The organism is Pseudomonas hunanensis, from assembly GCF_013393325.1.
Lineage (GTDB): Bacteria > Pseudomonadota > Gammaproteobacteria > Pseudomonadales > Pseudomonadaceae > Aquipseudomonas > Aquipseudomonas putida_P.
On sequence record NZ_QJRC01000060.1, the window covers coordinates 19,429 to 38,537 of the forward strand.

General features: G+C 64.5%; 15 protein-coding genes. 10 read left to right on the plus strand and 5 right to left on the minus strand.

Features of this window, described 5'->3' with window-relative positions:
* The first annotated feature begins 79 nt into the window (after positions 1-79).
* Together DM807_RS01220 and tadA are read left to right on the plus strand one after the other, a co-directional pair.
* A complete protein-coding gene (locus tag DM807_RS01220) occupies positions 80-1,462 on the plus strand; it encodes a multicopper oxidase family protein (protein WP_012270725.1) in 1,383 nt (460 codons plus the stop codon).
* Positions 1,462-1,941: a tRNA adenosine(34) deaminase TadA gene (gene tadA, locus DM807_RS01225; RefSeq protein ID WP_060492714.1), complete on the plus strand. Its 480-nt coding sequence runs from the start codon at positions 1,462-1,464 to the stop codon at positions 1,939-1,941. The genes DM807_RS01220 and tadA overlap by 1 nt, the downstream gene beginning before the upstream one ends.
* 11 nt (positions 1,942-1,952) lie before the next feature.
* Here tadA and mltF read toward each other — a convergent pair whose 3' ends face one another.
* Positions 1,953-3,410 carry a membrane-bound lytic murein transglycosylase MltF gene (mltF, locus tag DM807_RS01230; protein ID WP_012270727.1) on the minus strand — a complete coding sequence of 486 codons (1,458 nt, stop codon included), beginning with the start codon at positions 3,408-3,410 and terminating at the stop codon, positions 1,953-1,955.
* Positions 3,411-3,641: 231 nt separating this feature from the next.
* On the opposite strand from mltF, the gene purL reads away from it, so the two are divergent.
* Positions 3,642-7,541, plus strand: a complete 3,900-nt coding sequence (purL, locus tag DM807_RS01235) for a phosphoribosylformylglycinamidine synthase (protein ID WP_012270728.1) — start codon at positions 3,642-3,644, stop codon at positions 7,539-7,541.
* A 3-nt stretch (positions 7,542-7,544) separates the two neighbouring features.
* Entirely contained in the window at positions 7,545-7,856 is a 312-nt protein-coding gene (locus tag DM807_RS01240; protein WP_012270729.1) for a YqfO family protein, read from the plus strand.
* A 40-nt stretch (positions 7,857-7,896) separates the two neighbouring features.
* Here the strand turns inward: DM807_RS01240 and tatC are convergent, their stop codons facing one another.
* The 3 genes from tatC to tatA are packed head-to-tail and all read right to left on the minus strand — an operon-like array spanning position 7,897 to position 9,178.
* Positions 7,897-8,658, minus strand: a complete 762-nt coding sequence (gene tatC, locus DM807_RS01245) for a twin-arginine translocase subunit TatC (protein ID WP_012270730.1) — start codon at positions 8,656-8,658, stop codon at positions 7,897-7,899.
* Positions 8,655-8,945 carry a Sec-independent protein translocase protein TatB gene (gene tatB / locus DM807_RS01250; protein ID WP_012270731.1) on the minus strand — a complete coding sequence of 97 codons (291 nt, stop codon included), beginning with the start codon at positions 8,943-8,945 and terminating at the stop codon, positions 8,655-8,657. Before tatB ends, tatC begins: the two co-directional genes overlap by 4 nt.
* The gene (tatA, locus tag DM807_RS01255; protein WP_012270732.1) at positions 8,945-9,178 is read right to left on the minus strand and encodes a twin-arginine translocase TatA/TatE family subunit; all 234 of its coding nucleotides are present in this window, start codon (positions 9,176-9,178) and stop codon (positions 8,945-8,947) included. Before tatA ends, tatB begins: the two co-directional genes overlap by 1 nt.
* A gap of 145 nt (positions 9,179-9,323) precedes the next feature.
* On the opposite strand from tatA, the gene gspK reads away from it, so the two are divergent.
* Complete coding sequence (gspK, locus tag DM807_RS01260) at positions 9,324-10,289, plus strand: type II secretion system minor pseudopilin GspK (RefSeq protein ID WP_012270733.1); 966 nt, start codon at positions 9,324-9,326, stop codon at positions 10,287-10,289.
* A gap of 40 nt (positions 10,290-10,329) precedes the next feature.
* Here the strand turns inward: gspK and DM807_RS01265 are convergent, their stop codons facing one another.
* Positions 10,330-12,405: a PhoX family protein gene (locus tag DM807_RS01265; protein ID WP_179026970.1), complete on the minus strand. Its 2,076-nt coding sequence runs from the start codon at positions 12,403-12,405 to the stop codon at positions 10,330-10,332.
* 224 nt (positions 12,406-12,629) lie between these two features.
* Between DM807_RS01265 and DM807_RS01270 the strand changes: the two genes are divergently transcribed.
* Genes DM807_RS01270 through gspF form a run of 5 tightly spaced genes read left to right on the plus strand, consistent with a single transcriptional unit; the run spans position 12,630 to position 19,104 of the window.
* Complete coding sequence (locus DM807_RS01270; RefSeq protein WP_179026971.1) at positions 12,630-14,270, plus strand: bifunctional UDP-sugar hydrolase/5'-nucleotidase; 1,641 nt, start codon at positions 12,630-12,632, stop codon at positions 14,268-14,270.
* On the plus strand, positions 14,267-14,692 hold the full coding sequence (locus DM807_RS01275; RefSeq protein ID WP_012270736.1) for a pilus assembly protein PilZ: 426 nt from the start codon (positions 14,267-14,269) through the stop codon (positions 14,690-14,692). Before DM807_RS01270 ends, DM807_RS01275 begins: the two co-directional genes overlap by 4 nt.
* Before the next feature lie 3 nt (positions 14,693-14,695).
* Complete coding sequence (gene gspD, locus DM807_RS01280; protein WP_177335392.1) at positions 14,696-16,450, plus strand: type II secretion system secretin GspD; 1,755 nt, start codon at positions 14,696-14,698, stop codon at positions 16,448-16,450.
* On the plus strand, positions 16,450-17,898 hold the full coding sequence (locus DM807_RS01285) for a GspE/PulE family protein (protein ID WP_060515685.1): 1,449 nt from the start codon (positions 16,450-16,452) through the stop codon (positions 17,896-17,898). Before gspD ends, DM807_RS01285 begins: the two co-directional genes overlap by 1 nt.
* 3 nt (positions 17,899-17,901) lie before the next feature.
* Positions 17,902-19,104 carry a type II secretion system inner membrane protein GspF gene (gene gspF / locus DM807_RS01290; RefSeq protein WP_012270739.1) on the plus strand — a complete coding sequence of 401 codons (1,203 nt, stop codon included), beginning with the start codon at positions 17,902-17,904 and terminating at the stop codon, positions 19,102-19,104.
* Positions 19,105-19,109: the final 5 nt, after the last annotated feature.

The following is a 19,109-nucleotide window of genomic DNA, read 5'->3' on the forward strand; positions in this document are numbered from 1 at the left end:
TGCAGGTGTATCGTATTCGCCCTTCATCGCCAGCCAATGCTGGCAGCTTGATTGCGCAGAACACGAGGTACCCGCACCGATGTCCTTCACCCGTCGACAAATGCTCAAGGGCCTCACTGGCCTGGTTGTGGTTGGCCTGGGCGCCGGTGGCGCGGCGCGTTACTGGCTGGGCAAGGTCGAAGATGACAACGCCGGCCACGATTATGAGCTGATTGCAGCGCCCCTGGACGTCGAATTGGTGCCGGGCTTCAAGACCGAGGCCTGGGCATTCGGCCCGTCGGCACCGGGTACCGAGCTGCGCGTGCGCCAGGGCACCTGGTTGCGGGTACGCTTCATCAACCACCTGCCGGTCGAGACCACCATCCATTGGCACGGCATCCGCCTGCCGCTGGAAATGGACGGCGTGCCCTATGTCTCGCAACTGCCAGTCAAGCCGGGCGAGTATTTCGATTACAAGTTCCGCGTACCAGACGCCGGCAGCTACTGGTATCACCCGCATGTCAGCAGCTCCGAAGAGCTGGGCCGTGGCCTGGTTGGGCCGCTGATCGTCGAAGAGCGCGAACCGACTGGCTTCCTTCATGAGCGCACGCTGAGCCTGAAGAACTGGCATGTAGACGAGCAAGGCGCCTGGCTGCCCTTCAGCATCCCGCGTGAGGCCGCGCGCAACGGCACCGCCGGGCGCTTGATCACCATCAATGGCCAGGCCGACTCGGTCACCGAGCTGCCAGCCGGCCAGGTGGTGCGGGTGCGTCTGCTGAACCTGGACAACACCTGGACCTACCGCCTCAATCTCAAGGGCAACTGCGAGGCGAAAATCTATGCCCTGGACGGCAACCCAGTGACCCCACGGCCATTGGAAGACGACTACTGGCTTGGCCCCGGCATGCGTATCTGCCTGGCTATCCGTATTCCCCAAGCGGGTGAGGAAATCTCCCTGCGCGACGGTTTCGTGCGCTTGGGCACCCTGCGTTCAGTGGCCAGCAATGACGCGCCAAGCGACTGGCCACCAGCGCTGCCACCCAACCCGATCGCCGAGCCAGACCTGGAGAATGCCGAAAAGCTCAACTTCAATTTCGAGTGGGCGGCGAGCGTCACGGTTACCCCTGACCCCGACAAACCGTCCAGCATGTGGCAGATCAACGGCCAGGCCTGGGACATCACCGACAAGACCTGCGCCGACCGCCCCATCGCCACGTTGCAGAAGGGCAAGAGCTACATTTTCGAGCTGAAGAACATGACCCAGTACCAGCACCCGATCCACCTGCATGGCATGAGCTTCAAGGTGATCGGCTCCAATCGCCACGACATCAAGGAGCCGTGGTTTACCGACACCTACCTGCTGGGCAAGAACGAGCGCGCCCAGGTTGCACTGGTGGCGGATAACCCAGGTACCTGGATGTTCCATTGCCACGTCATCGACCACATGGAAACCGGCCTGATGGCCGCGATCGCGGTGGTCTGATGCGTCCGCAGATCATCGATCGCAGCCGCGATCAGGAGTTCATGCGCCTGGCCCTGGCGCTGGCTGCCGAGGGCGCGGCGTTGGGCGAGGTGCCGGTGGGTGCGGTATTGGTGCAGCATGGGCAGGTGATTGGCCAGGGCTTCAACCGGCCGATCATCGACAGCGACCCGAGTGCGCATGCTGAAATGGTGGCCATCCGCGCAGCGGCGAAAGCGGCCAGCAACTACCGGCTGCCCGGCAGCACCCTGTACGTGACCCTGGAGCCGTGCAGCATGTGTGCAGGGCTGATCGTGCATTCGCGGGTGATGCGGGTGGTGTTTGGCGCGCTGGAGCCCAAGGCGGGGATCGTACAGAGCCAGGGGCAGTTCTTCGGCCAAGGGTTTCTGAACCACCGGGTGATGGTGGAGGGTGGAGTGCTGGCGGAGGCGTGCGGGCAGATCCTCAGCGAGTTCTTCAAGGCCCGCCGGGCCAAAGGCTGACCTGTATTGGCTTACATCGGCGGCGACTGATCCGCCGGCTTGTCCTTGTTCACCCCAGGCACATGCAGGTTGCCCTCGGCCACCTGGCCTTCGAGCTGCGGTTGGGTCACCCAGGTAAGGATGTCGTAGTAACGACGGATGTTGGCCACGAAGTGCACCGGCTCGCCGCCACGGGCATAACCGTACTTGGTCTGCCGGTACCACTGCTTCTGTGACAGGCGTGGCAGCATCTTCTTGACGTCCAGCCACTTGTTCGGGTTGAGCTTTTCGCGCTTGGCCAGGGTCCGGGCGTCTTCCAGGTGGCCGGTACCCACGTTATAGGCCGCCAGGGCGAACCAGGTGCGGTCCGGCTCCTGAATGCTGTCGTCGAGCTCTTCCTTGATCTTCATGAAATACTTGGCGCCGCCCTGAATGCTCTGCTTGGGGTCCAGTCGGTTGGACACACCCATCGCCTGGGCGGTGCGTTGGGTCAGCATCATCAGGCCGCGCACGCCGGTCTTGGAGGTGACTTCCGGCTGCCACATCGACTCCTGGTAGCCGATTGCGGCCAGCAGGCGCCAGTCGACCTGCTCGACCTTGGCGTAGCTCTTGAAGTGTTTTTCGTACTTGGGCAGGCGTTGTTGCAGGTGCTGGGCGAAGGTGTAGGCACCGACATAGCCCAATACATCGACATGGCCGTAGTAGCGGTCTTTCAGGCGCTGCAGCGTGCCGTTCTTTTGCGCCTTGTCGAGAAACTCGTTGATCTCGTTGAGCAGGCTGTTGTCTTCGCCTGCCGCCACGGCCCAGCGCTGGTCGCGGGTATCACCCACGTCGAAGGCGACTCGCACGTTAGGGAAGTACACCTGGTTCATCGCCAGTTCGTTGGAGTCGACCAGGGTCAGGTCGATCTGCCCTTCATCGACCATGCGCAGCAGGTCGACCACCTCGACGGCGTCGGACTCTTCATATTCCAGGCCAGGGTTCTGCTTTTTCAGCTCAGCCAGCAGGTCGGCATGGCTGCTGCCCTTGAGCACCATGATTTTCTTGCCGACCAGGCCCTTGGCGTTGGTCGGGCGTGGGCGGCCGTTGCGGTAGATGACCTGTGGCGTCACTTCCAGGTACGGGTGCGAGTATTTCACCTGGGCCTTGCGCCGCTCGCTGCTGACCAGGCCGGCTGCGGCCAGTACCGGGCCGGAGGGTTTGCCTAGGGCGTCGTACAGCTCGTCGAGGTTGTCGGCGGTCTCGATCTGCAGCTTCACGCCGAGATCTTCGGCGAAATGCTGGACTAGCTCGTATTCGAAGCCGGTTTCGCCGTTGCGGTCCTGGAAGTAGGTGGCCGGGCTGTTGCGGGTGATCACGCGCAGCACGCCATCCTCCTTCACGCGCTCGAGGGTGCTGGGTTTTTCAACGCAGGCACCGAGCAGCAGAAAGAGTCCGGTTGCGAAAAGCCATTTGGCGCAACGCTGGCGCAAAGCAGTGTGGGCGAACATAGGTTGCAGTATACGCAAAGGACTGGCCCAACCATATCTCGACAACGGTTAGGTTGTCTGGTAGCGCGTTATGTGCTGTTCCCGCATTGATTGCATGCGTACTGCTTTTTTTGACCCGAAAGTCCGGTTCCGCCGCCCGGCAGCCGTGGCTTAGAGCAGGTGCCGAAAGCCATCGAATTAGGCTAGAATGCACGGCCTCTAAGCACACCCCTTCCTGAGGCTGTCCCGACGATGTTGATCCTGCGCGGCGCTCCTGCCCTTTCTGCCTTTCGCCACGGTAAATTACTCGAGCAACTGAGCCAGAAAGTCCCCGCTGTTACTGGTTTGTATGCCGAATTCGCCCACTTCGCCGATGTTGACGGCGAGCTGACCGCCGACCAGCAGCAGGTGCTGGGCCGTCTGCTCAAGTACGGCCCGAGCGTGCCGGTACAGGAGCCGACCGGCCGCCTGTTCCTGGTCGTGCCGCGCCTGGGCACCATTTCGCCGTGGGCCAGCAAGGCCAGCGACATCGCCCACAACTGCGGCCTGCAGTCGATCCAGCGCCTGGAGCGCGGCATCGCCTACTACGTTGCCGGCACCCTGAGCGACGCTGACGCTGCACTGATCGCCGCCGAACTGCACGACCGCATGACCCAGCGTGTGCTGGCTCAGCTGGAGCAGGCGGCCGACCTGTTCAGCCACGCCCAGCCCAAGCCGATGACCTCGGTGGACATCCTGGCCGGCGGCCGTGACGCCCTGGCCCAGGCCAACATCGACCTGGGCCTGGCCCTGGCCGAAGACGAGATCGACTACCTGGTCGCTGCCTTCCAGGGGCTCAAGCGCAACCCGAACGACATCGAACTGATGATGTTCGCCCAGGCCAACTCCGAGCACTGCCGCCACAAGATCTTCAACGCCAGTTGGGACATCGACGGCCAGGCTCAGGAAAAAAGCCTGTTCGGCATGATCAAGAACACCTACCAGATGCACAACGAAGGCGTGCTGTCCGCATACAAGGACAACGCCTCGGTCATCGTCGGTAACGTGGCTGGCCGTTTCTTCCCGAACCCTGAAACCCGCCAGTACGGCGCGGTGCAGGAGCCGGTGCACATCCTGATGAAGGTGGAAACCCACAACCACCCGACCGCCATCGCCCCGTTCTCCGGTGCATCGACTGGCTCCGGCGGTGAAATCCGCGACGAAGGTGCAACCGGCCGTGGCGCCAAGCCCAAAGCGGGCCTGACCGGCTTCACCGTGTCCAACCTGCGCATCCCAGGCTTCGAACAGCCTTGGGAGCAGGCCTACGGCAAGCCTGAGCGTATCGTCGACGCCCTCGACATCATGATCGAAGGCCCTCTGGGCGGCGCCGCGTTCAACAACGAATTCGGTCGCCCGGCCCTGACCGGTTACTTCCGTACCTTCGAGCAGGCCATCAACACCCCGCACGGTGAAGAAGTACGCGGTTACCACAAGCCAATCATGCTCGCCGGTGGCATGGGCAACATCCGTGAAGACCACGTGCAGAAGGGCGAGATCACCGTCGGCGCCAAGCTGATCGTGCTCGGTGGCCCGGCCATGCTGATCGGCCTGGGCGGCGGCGCCGCTTCGTCGGTGGCGACCGGTGCCAGCTCGGCTGACCTGGACTTCGCTTCGGTACAGCGCGAAAACCCGGAAATGGAGCGCCGCTGCCAGGAGGTCATCGACCGCTGCTGGCAGCTGGGTGACGACAACCCGATCGCCTTCATCCACGACGTGGGCGCGGGTGGTATCTCCAACGCCTTCCCGGAGCTGGTCAACGACGGTGGCCGTGGCGGCCGCTTCGAGCTGCGCAACGTGCCCAACGACGAGCCGGGCATGGCCCCGCACGAAATCTGGAGCAACGAATCGCAAGAGCGTTACGTGCTGGCTGTCAGCGCGGTCGACTTCGAGCGTTTCCAGGCCATCTGCGAGCGTGAGCGTTGCCCGTTTGCCGTGGTCGGCGAAGCGACTGAAGAGCCGCACCTGACCGTGAGCGACAGCCACTTCGGCAACACCCCGGTGGACATGCCGCTGGACGTGCTGCTGGGCAAGCCACCGCGCATGCACCGTTCGGTTACCCGCGAAGCCGAGCTGGGCGATGACTTCGACCCGAGCAAGTTGGACCTGGACAACGCCGTGCAGCGCGTGCTGAACCACCCGGCCGTGGCCAGCAAGAGCTTCCTGATCACCATCGGCGACCGCACCATCACTGGCCTGGTTGCCCGCGACCAGATGGTCGGCCCGTGGCAGGTTCCGGTAGCCGACTGCGCCGTCACCGCCACCAGCTTCGATGTGTACACCGGTGAAGCCATGGCCATGGGCGAGCGTACCCCGCTGGCGCTGCTGGATGCCCCGGCTTCCGGCCGCATGGCCATCGGCGAGACCATCACCAACCTGGCCGCTTCGCGTATCGAGAAGCTGTCTGACATCAAGCTGTCGGCCAACTGGATGTCCGCCGCTGGCCACCCAGGTGAAGACGCCCGCCTGTACGACACCGTCAAGGCCGTCGGCATGGAGCTGTGCCCGGAACTGGGCATTACCATTCCGGTCGGCAAAGACTCGATGTCGATGAAGACCAAGTGGAGCGAGGAGGGCGTGGAGAAGAGCGTCACCTCGCCAATGTCGCTGATCATCACCGGCTTCGCCCCGGTCACCGACATCCGCAAGACCCTCACCCCGCAACTGCGCATGGACAAGGGCGAGACCGACCTGATCCTGATCGACCTGGGCCGTGGCAAGAACCGCATGGGCGCCTCGATCCTGGCCCAGACCTACGGCAAGATCGCGGCCCAGGCACCGGACGTCGACGACGCCGAAGACCTCAAGGCCTTCTTCGCCGTGATCCAGGGCCTGAACGCCGACGGCCATCTGCTGGCCTACCACGACCGCTCCGACGGCGGCCTGCTCACCACCGTGCTGGAAATGGCCTTCGCCGGCCACTGCGGCCTCGACCTGCAGCTCGACCCGCTGACCGACAGCAAAGGCGACGTGCCAGCCATCCTCTTCAACGAAGAGCTGGGCGCGGTCATCCAGGTTCGCCAGGATGCCACCCCGGACGTGCTGGCACAGTTCAGCGCAGCCGGCCTGGGTGAAGGTTGCGTGGCAGTGATCGGCAAGCCGGTCAACAACGGTGAAGTGTCCATCAGCCTGAACGGCGAGGTGCTGTTCGACGATGACCGTCGCATGCTGCAGCGCCAGTGGGCCGAGACCAGCTACCAAATCCAGCGCCTGCGCGACAACGCCGACTGCGCCGACCAGGAATTCGACCTGCTGCTCGAGGAAGACAACCCGGGCCTGTCGGTCAAGCTGGGCTTCGACGTCAACGATGACATCGCCGCGCCGTACATCAAGAAGGGCGTGCGCCCGCAAGTGGCCATCCTGCGCGAGCAGGGCGTCAACGGCCAGGTCGAGATGGCCGCTGCCTTCGACCGCGCAGGCTTCGCTGCCATCGACGTGCACATGAGCGACATCCTCGCTGGCCGTGTCGACTTCGAGGCCTTCAAGGGCCTGGTCGCCTGCGGTGGCTTCTCCTACGGCGACGTGCTGGGCGCGGGTGAAGGCTGGGCCAAGTCGGCGCTGTTCAACGCCCGTGCCCGTGATGCCTTCCAGGCCTTCTTCGAGCGTACCGACAGCTTCGCCCTGGGCGTGTGCAACGGTTGCCAGATGATGTCCAACCTGCACGAGCTGATCCCGGGCACCGAGTACTGGCCGCATTTCGTGCGTAACCGCTCGGAGCAGTTCGAGGCACGCGTGGCCATGGTCGAGGTGCAGAAGTCCAACTCGATCTTCCTGCAGGGCATGGCCGGTTCGCGCATGCCGATCGCCATCGCCCACGGTGAAGGCCATGCCGAATTCGCCAACGAAGCGGCATTGCTGGAAGCCGATCTGTCCGGTTGCGTGGCCCTGCGCTACGTCGACAACCACGGCAAGGTCACCGAAGCCTACCCGGCCAACCCGAACGGCTCGCCGCGTGGTATCACCGGCCTGACCAGCCGCGATGGCCGTGTGACCATCATGATGCCGCACCCGGAGCGCGTATTCCGCGCCGTGCAGAACTCCTGGCGCCCAGACGAGTGGCAGGAAGATGCTGCGCTGATGCGTATGTTCCGCAACGCGCGGGTGTGGGTGAACTAAGGCGTGTACAAGCTCGCCTTCTTCGTCCCCGCCAGCCACGTCGAAGTGGTCAAGGCCGCTGTGTTCGCTGCTGGTGGCGGGCGCATCGGTGACTATGACCACTGCGCCTGGCAAACCCTGGGCCAGGGCCAGTTCCGCCCGTTGGACGGCAGCCAGCCGTTCCTCGGGCAAACCGGCCAGGTCGAGGTGGTGGAAGAGTGGAAGGTGGAGCTTGTGGTGGCTGACGGTCTGGTAGCCCAGGTCGTCGCTGCCCTGAAGCAGAACCACCCCTACGAGACGCCAGCCTACGAAGTCTGGCAGCTCGCCCAGTTCTAGACTGCATCAAGGCCTTCGCGGGCAAGCCCGCGAAAGGGCTCTATAAGCCGGCCACAATCTCCTTGCCGGGCTCAGGCCGCTTCAACCAGGCACAAGCCAGCAATCCCACCTCGAACAGTATCCACATCGGCACCGCTAGCATCGTCTGCGAAAACACATCCGGCGGCGTCAGGATCATCCCCACCACAAAGCACCCGACGATCACGTAGGGCCTGCTGCGCCGTAATGTGGCCACATCGGCCAACCCCACCCAGACCACGATGAAGGTCGCCACCGGGATCTCGAATGCCAGCCCGAATGCCAAAAACAGCGCCAGGATAAAGTCCAGGTACTGGCTGATGTCAGTCATCATCGCCACACCGTCCGGTGTCACGCTGGCAAAAAAGCCGAACATCATCGGAAACACCAGGAAGAACGCGAACGCCATGCCGGCATAGAACAGCACGATGCTCGACACCAGCAGCGGCAGGGCAATGCGCCGTTCACGGCGGTACAACCCCGGTGCCAGAAAGCCCCAGGCCTGGTGCAGCAGCAGCGGCATGGCCACGAACAGTGCGCACATCGCGGTCAGCTTGAACGGCGTCAGAAAAGGCGAGGTGACGCTGGTGGCGATCATGCTCGCGCCTTCCGGCAAAAAGCGCCGAAGCGGCTCGGAGATGAGCGTGTACAGCGTTTGGGCGAAGGGGAACAGGCCGGCGAACACCAATGCCACCAACCCCAGACAACGCACCAGGCGTTTGCGCAGGTCGCGCAGGTGTTCAGTCAACGGCATGCTGGCCGTCGGGTCCATGGCACTGCTCATGAGGCGTTTTCCTTGGGTAGCGTGACTGTAGCCGCATCATTGGCCGGCTCTGTATTCAGGCTGATGCCCTGACGGATCTCCTGTTCCAGGCGCTGCAAGGGTGCGCTGTCGAGGTGGGGCAGCTCGATTTCGCGCTCCACCTGCGTACGCAAGGCGTGCATGGCCCGGCGCGCCTGGCCCAGGCCACGCCCAAGGGTGCGTGCCGCCACTGGCAGGCGCTCCGGGCCCAGCACCAGCAGGGCGACGACGCCGACCAGCAGCAACTCGCTGAAGCCTACCTCGAACATCAGGCCTGACGGTCCGCTTGCGGTTGCTGCGTGGCCTGGCCGGTCAGCGGGGCCTGTTGCTGCATCTGCGCCTGGCCGGGTGTGCTGGCGTCATTGTCACCGCCCATGGACTTGCGAAAACCCTGGATCGCCTCGCCCACATCGCTGCCCAGGCCCTTGAGGCGCTTGGTCCCAAACAGCAGAAATACGATCAGCAGTACGATCACCAGTTGCCAGATTCCAATGCCACCCATTGCGACCACTCCTGTAAGGCCATGAAAAGGAAGGGCAATCCTGCATCGCCTAGATGACATGCGCATGACGAACGGGCATTGCCATCTACCTGCAACAAGCGGCGTGTTGACTGGCGTTTTTACTTCGCGAGCGAGGCACGCACGGATGGGTGGCAGGCAACAGCAGGGGGCGGCCCTGTTGATGGTGATGGTGGTGCTGGCGATGCTGGCGGCGGGCATGGCTTGGTTGGTGGAAGATGGTCGGCGCCAGGTGGATGAGGTGCGTCTGTTGCAGCAGCGGGTGCAGGTGCGCGCCATGGAGCAGGCGGGCCTTGCCTATGCCGAGCAGGCTCTGCGGGACCCCGCCTGGCGGCTTAGCCCATTGTTCTGGCAAGCCTTGCGCGGGCAGCCACTGAACTACGATTTTGGCACGGGCCAGGCGCAATTGCGGGTGCGCGACCAGCACACATGCTTCAACGTCAATGCGTTGCTGGGTGCCGATGGCGAACGTGCCGAGCACCAATTGCGTTATCTGCTGGGCGACGACATGGCTGCCGAGCGCCTGGTCGATGCACTGGCCGACTGGCTCGACGCCGACAGTGATACCCGTCTGCAGGGCGCCGAGAGTGCCCAGTACCTGCGTCAGCAACCCGCACGGCTGGCGGCCAATCAGCCGATGCTCGACACCAGCGAGCTGAACCTGTTGCTGGAGCCGGATGCCGCTCGCCAGGCTCGTTATCCGATGCTGTGCGCCTTGCCCCAGGTCACCGGCTGGCGCCTGAATGCCAATGCGCTGGGGCTGGAGCACCTACCGTTGCTGGAAGCGCTGTACGAGGGGCGCTATTCGCGCTCTTTGCTCAGCCGCATCATCACCGGGCGACCGGCGTCGGGGTATGCGGATGCGGCCGCGTTGCGCCAGGCGCTGGGGGCGGTGGATGACGAGACGTTCGAACGACTGAGTGAAGGCTTGCTGCTCAACAGTGGGTACTTCCTGTTGCAGCTGTCGTTCGAAGAGGAGGGCAGGATGATGCGCAGCGAGTTTCAGGTAGAGGCGCTTGGGGTGGTGCAATGGCATGCGCGGGTGCCAGCACAGCAGGTGCGGGTGCGTAGCCGGGAGCCCATGGCCTGGTAAAGCTTGAGAGTACTGGGGCCGCAGAGCGGCCCCAGATCGATCAGGCGGTGCCGATCTCCCCGCCATCATTGCGCTGAATCACCACCGTCGAAGCCCGTGGCCTTACAGTCGCCCCAGCCGGCGTAGCATCGGTGGCCTTGTCGGTATAAGGCCAGTTCCCCGGATGCTGAATGTTGACGAACAAGGTCTTGTTGTCCGGGGTAAAGGAAATCCCGGTCACCTCGCAATCATTCGGCCCGACAAAGAAGCGGCGCAGGGCCACCTGGTTCTGTGCGTTCACCGGTACCTGCTTGCTGCTGGCATCCACCAGGTCGGTGGGGATCACCGCCAGCAGTTGGTCGTTGGTATAGTCGGTCAAGGTGGTTTCGCCGTTGTCGGTTTCGAACCACAGAATGCCACGGCTATCGAAACTCATGCCGTCGGGGCTGGCGAACTGGTTGAGCTCGGTCAGGCCAGAACGATTGATGTCGGCAGTGCCGGCAGCGTTGGCGCCGAACACGAAGATGTCCCAGGTAAAGCTCAGCTGGTCGTCACTGTCGTGCCAGCGAATGATGTGGCCGTGACGGTTCGGGCCACGTGGGTTGGCTGCATCGACCTTTTCCGGGGTGCGTGCGCTGTTGTTGGTCAGGGTCAGGTACACGTCGCCGTTCAGTGGGTTGACCGTGGTCCATTCCGGGCGGTCCATCGGCGTTGCGCCCACGGCATCGCCGGCACCACGGGTGTTGAGGATGATGCCTGGCAGGTCACCATACAGTGCACCCAGGGTGCTGCCGGCCTTGGTGGCGGTGCCCACGTCCAGCAGCAGCCATACGCCGGTGCCATCGGCATTGAAGCGGGCCACGTAGAGCTTGCCCTGGTCGAGGTACTTGGCGCCGGTGGCCAGGCGGTCGGCCGGGTTGGCGTCGGCGGCGTCCCACACGGCGGTGGACACCCACTTGTACAGGTACTCGTTGTTCGAGTCGTCACCCATGTACCACACCAGCGGCTTGCCCGCGACGGGAAGGCCTGGGGCGCAGCCCTCGTGGCGGAAACGGCCCAGCGCGGTACGCTTGGTGGCCAGGGTACTGCTGTTGTAGGGGTCGATCTCGACGATGTAGCCGTAGGTGCTGGCTTCGTTGCGGTAGTCGTCGCTGGCGCTGGCGCCCTTGATGGTCACGTCGAAGCGGGCGAATTCGTCGGCCACCTCGGTGCTGTCACCGGCAGCGCTTTCCCACTTGTACTGGCCACTGGAGGTGCCCACGCCAATACGGCGCTGGTCCTCGGGGCGGGTGCCTTTGTTGACGAAGATGCCCGGCCAGTTCTCTTCGCAGGTCAGGTAGGTGCCCCACGGGGTATAGCCGTTGCCGCAGTTGTTGTTGGTGCCACGGCAGTGAGTGCCGGCGGTGGAGTACTTGGTCTTGACGTGGTCGGTGCCGCGCAGCGGCCCGGTGATTTCCATGCGCGAGGCAGTGGTGAAGCGGCGGTTCAGCGGGTCGTTGTCGACCACCTGCCAACGTCCGTTGATTTTCTGCAGGCGTACCACGCCGGCACCGTGGGCGTTGATTTCCTTGCGCACTTCTTCGGCCGGGCGCTTGCCGTTCACATCGGTGGTCGGGCCGGCCGGGTGCAGGGCCGCGGTGTCGATGTATTCGAAGTTGATCGCCAGCAGGCCGTCTTCCGAGCTGCCGTTGATGGGGAAGAAGTGCATGCCGTCATGGTGCATGCCCATGGCGTTGGCCTGGTCGGTCGAGGTGTTGCTGCCGTCGGACTTCCACGGGTTGCCGTTGCTGTTCAGCGGCGTACCCCAGGGCGCCAGCACGTAGGCGCTATAGCCAGCGGCGACGACACAGGCGTCGGTGCGCGAACCTGGGATGGACTGGAAGCCCAACGCCAGTTTCGGTACTTCCGGTTCGGTGACTGGCGGCTCGGTCACCGGTGGCTCGGTGACGGGGTCATCGTGATCGGAGCCGCCACCGTCGAAGCAGCCTGTCAGGCCGGTACCGGCGATCATGGCGATGGCGGCGCCCAGGCTACCGCGCATCACGCTGCGACGGCTCAGGTAGGCGTCCATGACGTTGGCCATCGGCAGGTTGCCGCTTTGGTTCCGGTCCAGGTTGTCGCCGGTATCTCGACTCATCAGGGTGTCCTTATATTGGCTGAGTTAGAAGAACCCGCGACTTTAGGGGGAAAATATGATGATTCATTGGCAGAAATGTTAAGGGGTTTTTAAAACGACTCGCTCTTAGAAAAGCTTCTGACAGATCAATTTGGAATGTCTGTCGGATTTCTGCCATCAAACTGTAATGCCAACGCCGCAACATCCGGGGCCCTGAATGAACGCGGAAAAGGATGGCGGGTGCGATGGCGAGCAGTGTGCACAGGCGCGAAGTGATCGGCTGGATGGGTATCGGTGCCTTGGCACCGCTGCTCGGCGCCTGCACTGCCTTCCCAGGGCAGCAGGGCGGTAACGCCCACCTCGACTTGCTCTATGTAGCCGATACCCTCGATGCCCGCCAACCTGGCCTGGCCGTGGTGCCGGCTACCCGGCTGGGACCGGTCAGCCACCTGGGCCGCGCGCCATGGATGACCGGCAGCAGCGCCAGCATCGACTACCCGCAACTGGCGCCGCTGCTCGATGCGAATCAGGCTGGGGCTGCCCAGTTGGGCGGCTATGCGGTGCTGGCGGCGTTGCTGGAGCAGCTGCGCGGCGAGGCCGGTGCCGGCAACAGCCTCACCCTGGAAAACGGCCAAGGCTGGAATGGCAGTGGCCTGGCTTACCTGACCCAGGGCGAAAGTGGAGTGCAAGGCAGCCAACTGCTGGGCGTCGAAGCGCGGGTCAGCAGCGACGAACGGGTACTGTGGCCACAGCGCAGCCCAGGGCTCTATCGCCAGGCAAGCCCCCTTACCTTGGCTGCCGGGCTGGCAGACGCGCAACGCCAGGCATTGGGCCTGGAAGCCTTGCACGTCTTCGAGCGCGGCGGTGCGCGCATTGCAGTGGTTGGCGTGACCGACCCTTATGCCCAGGACCAGAAAGCTTCGCTCAAACAGTGGTACCAGTCACTGCAGCCGGTATTCGAACAGGCCCGGCGCGAGGCGGACCTGGTGGTGGCCATGGCCGATGTGGGCACAGGCCCCGGCCTGTGGCTGGCTGAACGGTTGCCGCAAATCGATGTGCTGCTGTGCGCCCGTGGCCAGGACTTGTGGCCGGCGCCGGTCGAAGTAACCCAGGCCAGCGGCCGCCGCGTGCCGGTGTTGTTCGCCGGCTGCCGGGGCAGCGGTGCGTTCCGCCTGCGCTGCCAACGTGTGGCCGGGCTGTGGCAGTTCGACGGGCGCTTCTTCCCGGCCTTTGAACAACAACTGGCGCCTGCCGCGCAGCTGCGCGTCGCGCAGTTTCAGGCACAACTGCGCCAGCAACGTGCCGGCCACGCGGCCTGGCTCGATCAGCCGTTGGCCCGTGCACCCCAGGCCTTGTGGCGCCGCGATACCCGAGGCGGCAGCTGGGACCGCCTGCTGCATCAAGCCCTGGCTGACGACAGCAGCATGCCCGTGCTGTTGCCGGGCCTGCGTTATGACTACCCGCTGCCGGCGGGTGCGTCCATCACCCGCGAACACTTGATCAGCCTTACCGGCGGTTACCCGGCGCCGGTGGTCGAAGCGCCGGCTCGGCAGGTCGAGCAAGTGCTGGAGAACGCTGCAGAACAATTGTTCGGCGACCCGTTGCTGCTGGACAACAGCCAGGACCTGCCGCGCTGGCAGGGCCAGGCCTGGCGCGTCAGCTACAGCCCGCAAGGCAAGCGCATCACTGGCCTGGAGCCCGTGCAGGGCCTGTGCCGCACCTTTGGCCTGCAATTCGACAGTCAAGCCGGCGAGCCCCTGTGGCAGCGGGTCGAAGCCTGGCTGGCCCGGCAAGGTGCCGACTGGCAACTGGTGCCGCTGCAATTGCCCGAAGTGCGTTACGTGCAGGGGCACCCGGGGTGGCATCCACGGCAGTTGGCCTCGTGACCCTCGCCTCGCGCGTGTTCACGGGCGCTGGCCTGACCTTGGCTGGCTGGCTCGCTGCACAGTGTGTGCTGCAACTGAGCCGCCAGCCGCAACCCGCCACGGCGCCTGCGGCGGTCGACAGCCCGCTGCCCGGGCTGATGGTTGGCCACTGGCAAGCGCCCATCGACGACGGTGCCATTGCCCTTACTCGCTTGCCACTGCAATACCTCGGCGGCCTCAAGGCGCAGCCATTGGCATCCAGTGTGGTGGTGCTGCGCTACGGCGAGCAAGTACGCACTCTAGCCCGTGGCCAGCGCCTGGCACCTGGGATCGTGCTGCAGGACATCGACAGCGATGGCCTGATTTTCAACAACCAGGGGCGGCGCGAACGCCTGCCCTGGCCGCCACGCCCTGCCGTGACCGGCTTCAAGCGGCAAGGATGAACGATGCCTGTTAGATACTGCGTGGCGGCCGCGCTGAGCGTGGCCTTGTCCATGGCCTGCGCTGAAGAACCGGTGTTCGATGACAACGGCACGCCGATGTACGAAGTGAACTTCGTCGATACCGAGCTTGGCGAGTTCATCGACAGTGTGTCGCGCATCACCGGCACCACCTTCATCGTCGACCCCAGGGTCAAGGGCAAGGTCACCGTGCGCACCGTCGACCTGCACGACGCCGATGCCATCTATGACATCTTCCTGGCCCAACTGCGCGCCCAGGGTTATGCCACCGTCGACCTGCCCAACGGCAGCGTGAAGATCGTCCCCGACCAGGCCGCACGTCTGGAGCCGGTGCCGGTGGAGGCGGGCGGGCAGCAGGGCGAGGGCAGCGACAGCGTGGCCACTCGGGTATTCAACGTGCGTAACGCCGCCAGTGAACAAGTCCTGGGCATTCTCAAGCCGCTGATCGACCCACGGGTTGGGGTGATTACACCGTATCCGGCGGCGCATCAGCTGGTGGTGACCGACTGGCGCAGCAACCTGGAACGCATCGCCAGCCTGCTGCGCCAGCTCGACCGCCCAGAGGAGGCACAAGGCAGCGGCAGTACCCAGGTGATCTACCTGCGCCATGCCAATGCCGGTGAAGTGGTCAAGGTGCTGCGCGGGCTCAGCCAGGAAGGTGCGGTGCCAGCTGAAGCGCCCGGAGAAGGAGAAAGCAAGGACAGGCCGGTGATGGCCGCCTCCGCAGGCCCAAGTATCCGCTTGGAGTACGAAGAGGGCACCAACGCCGTGGTCATGGTCGGCCCCGACAGCGAGCTGGCGGCGTATCGTGCCATTGTCGAGCAACTGGACATTCGTCGCGCCCAGGTGGTGGTCGAGGCGATCATCGCCGAGGTATCGGACAGCAGCGCTCAGGAGCTGGGTGTGCAATGGCTGTTCGCCGACGAAAAGTTCGGTGCCGGTATCGTCAACTTCGGCAGCAATGGCGTGAATATCGCCAACATCGCCGGGGCCGCCGCCAGTGGTGACAACGAGGCCCTCGGCGACTTGCTGTCCACCACGGCGGGTGCCACGGCGGGCATCGGCCATTTCGGCGGCGGCTTCAACTTCGCCATGCTGGTCAACGCGCTGAAGGGCAAAAGCGGCTTCAACCTGCTGTCCACGCCCACCTTGCTGACCCTGGACAACGCCGAAGCGTCGATCCTAGTCGGCCAGGAAGTGCCTTTCGTCACCGGCTCGGTGACGCAGAACAACGCCAACCCGTACCAGACCATCGAACGCAAGGAAGTCGGGGTGAAGCTGCGCATCAAGCCGCAGATCAACATCGACAACAGCGTGCGCCTGGACATCGTCCAGGAAGTGTCGTCGATTGCCGACTCCAGCGCGGCCAGTGACGTGATCACCAACAAGCGCGAGATCAAGACCAAGGTCATGGTCGAGGACAACGGCCTGGTGATTCTCGGCGGCCTGATCAGCGACGAACTGAGCACCAGCAACCAGCGTGTGCCGCTGCTTGGCGACATCCCTTATCTGGGCCGGTTGTTCCGCTCCGATGCCAGCAAGAACACCAAGCAGAACCTGATGGTGTTCATCCGCCCGCGCATCCTGCGCGATGGGCCCAGCCTGGCGGGGCTCAGCGAAGACAAATACCGCACCTTGCAGCAGACCACACCGCTGCAATTGCCAGACCTTGCACAGGGCACGCCACTGTTGCAGGTATTTCCCTCCAGCCGCGCGCGCCTGGAAGGCGGTGACTGGTGATGCTGCCCTATCGCCAGGCACGGCTGAGCGGGGTGGCCATGGCTGCGACGGAGCAGGGTTGGCAGTTGTGGCTAAGGCCCGACGCCGACAGCGCGCAGTTGCAGGAGCTGTTGCGCGTGCATGGCCAACCCTGCGCGCTTGAATACCTGGAGCCCGCAGTATTCGATGAGCGCTTGGGCCAGCTGTACCAGGCCGGCGATGCGGCCACTGCAGCGCTGATCGAAGGGATTGGCGACCAGGTCGACCTGGACAGCCTGATGAGCGAGATGCCGCGCATCGAAGACTTGCTGGAAAGCGACGACGAAGCCCCGGTAATCCGCTTGATCAACGGCCTGTTCGGCCAGGCGCTGCGCCTGCGTGCCTCGGACATTCATATCGAGACGTTCGAACAAAGCCTGGTGGTGCGCCTGAGGGTCGATGGCCACCTGCGCGAAGTGCTGCGCCCGCCGCGAGCGTTGTCGGCGATGCTGGTGTCACGGATCAAGGTCATGGCCCGCCTGGACATCGCAGAAAAACGCCAGCCCCAGGATGGGCGCATCACTTTGCGCGCGGCGGGACGCGAAGTGGACGTGCGGGTCTCGACCTTGCCCGGCATCCATGGCGAGCGGGTGGTGATGCGGGTACTCGACAAGCAGGCCAGCCTGTTGGCGCTGGAAAACCTGGGCATGCCGGCGGCGGTGTTGCAGGGCCTGCGCAGCTGCCTGGCGCGGCCCAACGGTATCGTGTTGTCCACTGGGCCAACCGGTTCGGGCAAGACCACCACCCTGTACGCCAGCCTCAACAGCCTCAACGACGGCAGCCGCAACATCCTCACCGTTGAGGACCCGGTGGAGTATGCCATCGCAGGCATTGGCCAGACCGCCATCAACCCGCGTGCCGGGCTGACGTTCGCCAGTGGCCTGCGCGCCATCCTGCGTCAGGACCCGGACGTGATCATGCTCGGCGAAATCCGCGACCAGGAGACCGCACAGATCGCCGTGCAGGCCAGCCTCACCGGCCATCTGGTGCTCTCTACCCTGCACACCAACAGTGCCGTGGGCGCGGTGACCCGGCTACGTGACATGGGTATCGAGCCGTTCCTGATCGCCTCGTGTCTGCGCGGTGTACTGGCCCAGCGCCTGGTGCGGCGCTTGTGCAGTTGTGCCGTGGCGCACCCATTGCAACCGGCCGAGCGTGACCTGTGGCCAGAGCTGGCTGCACTGGGCAGCAGTTACCACGCGGTCGGCTGCGAGCAGTGCCAGGGCAGCGGATACATCGGCCGCCTGGGCCTGTACGAATTCATCGAACTGGACGCCGGGCTGATCGGCCTGTTGTATGACGGCGCCAGCGAACTGGCCATGCAGGCCTACCTCGGTGAGCGCCGGCAAAGCCTGGTGGCGATGGCCAGCGAGTGCCTGGCCCGTGGCGAGACCAGCCTGGCCGAAGTGCTGCGCGCGGTGCAGGGCTAAGGCATGCCGACCTATCGCTACCAGGCCGTGGACCTCGCGGGCAAATCGCACAAGGCCAGCCTGCAGGCTGACAATGAGCGCCACGCCCGCCAGCTGTTGCGCGAGCAGGGCCTGTTTGCCCGCCAGTTGCAGCGCCACGAAGCCGGTGTCCAGCGACCCCGGCGCCAGCGGCTTAGCCGCGCCCAGCTGTGTGAATTGACCCGTCAACTGGCCACCTTGATCGGGGCCGGCATCCCCTTGGTCGATGCCCTGGCCACCCTGGAACGGCAACTGCGCCAGCCCGCCTTGCACAGTGTGCTGGTGGCCCTGCGCGGCTCGCTTGCCGAAGGCCTGGGCCTGGCTCGCAGCCTGGCCCGGCAGGGCGCACCTTTCACTGGCCTGTACTGCGCGCTGGTCGAGGCTGGCGAACGTTCCGGGCGCCTGGCCCAGGTGCTGACCCGCTTGGCCGATCATTTGGAACAGGTGCAACGGCAGCAGCACAAGGCCCGCACTGCGCTGATCTACCCCACGGTACTGATGGGGGTGTCGCTTGCCGTGGTCATCGGCCTGATGACATTCGTCGTGCCCAAACTCACCGAACAATTTGCCCATGCCGGGCAGAGCCTGCCACTGATCACCTCGTTGCTGATTGGCCTGAGCCAGGGCTTGGTGCTGGCAGGGCCGTGGATGGTAGGGCTGGCGCTGATGCTCGCCGTGCTGGGTGGCTGGTTGCTGCGCAAGCCGCATTGGTGTCTGCGCCGCGACCAACTGCTGTTGCGCCTGCCGCGCATCGGCGGCCTGGTGCAGGTGCTGGAAAGCGCACGCCTGGCACGCAGCCTGGCGATTCTCAGTGGCAGCGGCGTGGCCCTGCTCGAAGCCTTGCACGTTGCCACCGACACCATCGGCAACCGGCGTATCCGCCTGGCCATGGAGCAGGTACGCCAGCAAGTGCAGGGCGGCACCAGCCTGCACCGCGCGTTGGATGCCTGCCAGCAATTCCCGCCGCTGCTGGTGAACATGGTCGGCAGCGGCGAGGCCAGCGGCACCCTGGCCGACATGCTCGAGCGTGTGGCCGACGACCAGGAGCGCGGCTTTGCCCGCCAGGTGGATACCGCCATGGCGCTGTTCGAACCCCTGATGATTCTGGTGATGGGCGCCGTGGTGCTGTTCATCGTGCTGGCGGTGCTGCTGCCGATCATGCAACTCAACCAGGGCCTGCAACTGTGACGACT